The sequence below is a fragment of the Pseudomonas sp. Sample_22 genome, from assembly GCF_004307635.1.
Classification (GTDB): Bacteria; Pseudomonadota; Gammaproteobacteria; order Pseudomonadales; family Pseudomonadaceae; genus Aquipseudomonas.
This window is the reverse complement of record NZ_RCNY01000029.1, coordinates 1-2,766: the sequence shown is the minus strand read 5'-3', so window position 1 is coordinate 2,766 and position 2,766 is coordinate 1. Positions and strand designations below refer to the sequence as shown.

3 protein-coding genes and 3 tRNA genes are annotated in these 2,766 nt (G+C 53.6%); all 6 read right to left on the bottom strand.

Annotation, left to right across the window (positions count from 1 at the left end; genetic code table 11):
* Positions 1–40: 40 nt before the first annotated feature.
* Positions 41–116 (bottom strand) — tRNA-Thr (locus tag D8U73_RS06935).
* 26 nt (positions 117–142) lie between these two features.
* A tRNA-Gly gene (locus D8U73_RS06930) sits at positions 143–216 on the bottom strand.
* A gap of 23 nt (positions 217–239) precedes the next feature.
* Positions 240–324: transfer RNA gene (locus D8U73_RS06925), tRNA-Tyr, on the bottom strand.
* Positions 325–467: 143 nt separating this feature from the next.
* Positions 468–920 carry a hypothetical protein gene (locus D8U73_RS06920; protein WP_056855888.1) on the bottom strand — a complete coding sequence of 151 codons (453 nt, stop codon included), beginning with the start codon at positions 918–920 and terminating at the stop codon, positions 468–470.
* A gap of 7 nt (positions 921–927) precedes the next feature.
* Positions 928–1,677, bottom strand: coding sequence for a pantothenate kinase (locus D8U73_RS06915; protein ID WP_130904045.1), 750 nt, complete (start codon positions 1,675–1,677; stop codon positions 928–930).
* Positions 1,667–2,626 carry a bifunctional biotin--[acetyl-CoA-carboxylase] ligase/biotin operon repressor BirA gene (gene birA / locus D8U73_RS06910; protein WP_130904044.1) on the bottom strand — a complete coding sequence of 320 codons (960 nt, stop codon included), beginning with the start codon at positions 2,624–2,626 and terminating at the stop codon, positions 1,667–1,669. The genes D8U73_RS06915 and birA overlap by 11 nt, the downstream gene beginning before the upstream one ends.
* Between the last annotated feature and the right edge of the window lie 140 nt (positions 2,627–2,766).

Here is a 2,766-nt window from a genome sequence, read left to right as displayed (position 1 = left end):
TTAAAACAAAGGCAGATATTTTCATATCTGCCTTGTTATATGGAGCTCTTGAGCGGATTTGAACCGCTGACCTCACCCTTACCAAGGGTGTGCTCTACCAACTGAGCTACAAGAGCGAAACACTGTGCAAAACCTGTAAACTTGGAGCGGGTAGCGGGAATCGAACCCGCATCATCAGCTTGGAAGGCTGAGGTTCTACCACTAAACTATACCCGCGAGGCTTACAGCTCTCGCTAAAATGGTGGAGGGGGAAGGATTCGAACCTTCGAAGTCGTAGACGTCAGATTTACAGTCTGATCCCTTTGGCCGCTCGGGAACCCCTCCTAAGCGAGCCGGCATTCTACATCATGCCAGCCTTCTGTCAAGCATTTTTCTCATTAAAAACCTGAGGTTAGCTGCGTTGACCTCGCTCCACGCCGTTGACCGTTTCCGGTGTTCGCTGTGGAGCGGGCGCCATTCTATGCAAACTATTCGAAGGGTGCAACCCCCTCGCAAGGCATTATTTTATGTTTTAACTCATTGAATTCTTTAGAAAGGTTTATCAGCTGCAGATCATCCAGCCAGCGCCGGCTCTCCGGGGCCACGCGCAACCAATATCCCGCTGATTCAGCGCTACCTCGAGGCAAGGCCTGAAACCTGACCTCCATACCTGTCAGTCTTCGTTCAAGCCCCTGAGCAACATCCTGGCGCGCAAAACCACCTACATAAAGACAGTTTGAGTCCACCTGGACCGCTTTCTCTTTCTCTTTCTCTTTATCTTTAGACGCGACTTCGGTCTCGCTCAACAGCCGGATATCGTGCTGCGACCCTCGATACAAACTCAAAGGCGTTACGTCCTTCGCGCGCAGCGGAGCCTCTTGTTGATGCCAAATGTAATAAAACACATTGAGAACAAGCAGCAGCAAAAACAACCAACGCATAAGTACCTCAGGCTAAAGGGCACGCCATCGCCAAACCGACAAACACCAGATCCGGAACCACCCTGGCTTCAGGCACCACTTCGGAGACCAGAGCCGCATCACCACCCGTTAGGAAAACCGCATAATCGTCACCCCAACGCTCCCGCGCCAGTCCGAGCTGCGTCAACACGAACCCCCGCAGCATCAACAGGCAACCGCGCTCGACAGCCTCAACCGTTGTACGCCCTGGCTCGAGACTTTCCAATGCACGTTCAGCCGCAAGATCACCGTAACGAATTTTGCGAGTATGCGTGCGAAGTTGATTTCGCATCAATGGCATACCGGGGCATATGAACCCACCGAGATGCCCCCCATCCGCCGCAACGAAATCGGCTGTGACCGCAGTACCGAAATCCAACACAAGGCACGCCCCAGCCGCCAAATGGAACCCTCCAAGCAGGGCGAGCCAGCGGTCGAGACCCAGCTTCTCGAACTCTTCATAACCGTTTCGAACGCCGGACATTTCCCGGGCAGGCGAAGCACAAACGACCGATACGCCGAAGAATTGCTTCAAGAGAGAGACCAACAGCCCAGTCTCCTCTTGAGTCCTCACGCTGACCAGCCGACAGTGCTTGAGAGCCAATCCCTCGAGTAGATTCAAGTCCGCGAGCAAAGCAAGATCCGAATCAACAACCCCGCCACCCACCACCACCTGGGCATTCGATTCGAGCACACGCCACTTGATAAAACTGTTTCCGCAGTCGAGCTCAAGAATCATTGCGCAACCTCAGGCTCAGCTCACCGCCACTAAAGACTTTTTCCACACCACCTACCTTCAAGCGCAGAGCCCCCTGATTATCGATCCCCAGCACCTCGCCATCTATTTGATTTACGCCCGCAATCAATGACACAGCGCGCCCCTGCCACAAGTGATTTTGCTCCCACTCAGCCTGGATGGAAGAAAAGCCTGTGGCCTGATGGCGAGCAAGGTACCTCTGCAGCATCTCACCTAGTGTTGCCACCAACTGATTTCGATCAAACATCTTGCCGGACTCCAGTCGCATGGACGTCCATTGCTGATCAACCTCATCGGTCATTTGCATGTTTACATTAATCCCAACACCCAGCACCACATGACAGACATCAGCTGGATCGCCAACCAACTCAAGCAGGATACCGGCAATCTTCTTTTGACCTACCAGAACATCGTTCGGCCACTTCAAACCCGCCTCGGAAACACCAAGCTCACGCAACGCCTGCATGACAGCAAGCCCAACGACAAGACTCAACCCCTCCAGCTGACGCATCCCGCCTTCGATGCGCAGCACCAGGCTAAAGTAAACATTCTCCGCAAATGGACTGACCCATCTACGTCCCCGCCGCCCGCGCCCCGCCGTTTGACGCTCGGCAAGCACCAGAAAGGGCGCGACCTGGAGACGTTCTATCGCTCTCAGAGCCTCGGCATTTGTGGAATCAATTGAATCGAAGACCAGAACAGGCCACTCGCAAGATGGGGCAAGTCTCGCTATCTCAGCAGGATCAAGCAGCGTCAATGGCGCTGCCAATTGATAACCCCGCCCTCGAACTTTATGAATGGACAAACCCAGCTCAGCTTCCAAGTGCTGAAGCTGCTTCCACACAGCACTGCGACTAACACCCAAGGCAGCACCCAGCGCTTGACCTGAATGGAATCGGCCATCTTTAAGAAGCTTTAACAACGTCAGCATGCAAGTCTCGCCTCACAATGAGGCCCGCATGATAGCCACGCCCCGAGCAAATGCATAGAAATCAAGGGAGACGGATTTTCCTGCGGACAAAACAAAACCCCAACTGCTTTCGCAATTGGGGTTTCGGAATTTAATCTTGA

Bases quoted from the DNA above. Each gene is read 5' to 3' on its own strand.
- D8U73_RS06920 (WP_056855888.1), bottom strand. From the start codon at position 920: ATGCGTTGGTTGTTTTTGCTGCTGCTTGTTCTCAATGTGTTTTATTAC.
- D8U73_RS06915 (WP_130904045.1), bottom strand. From the start codon at position 1,677: ATGATTCTTGAGCTCGACTGCGGAAACAGTTTTATCAAGTGGCGTGTG.
- birA (WP_130904044.1), bottom strand. From the start codon at position 2,626: ATGCTGACGTTGTTAAAGCTTCTTAAAGATGGCCGATTCCATTCAGGT.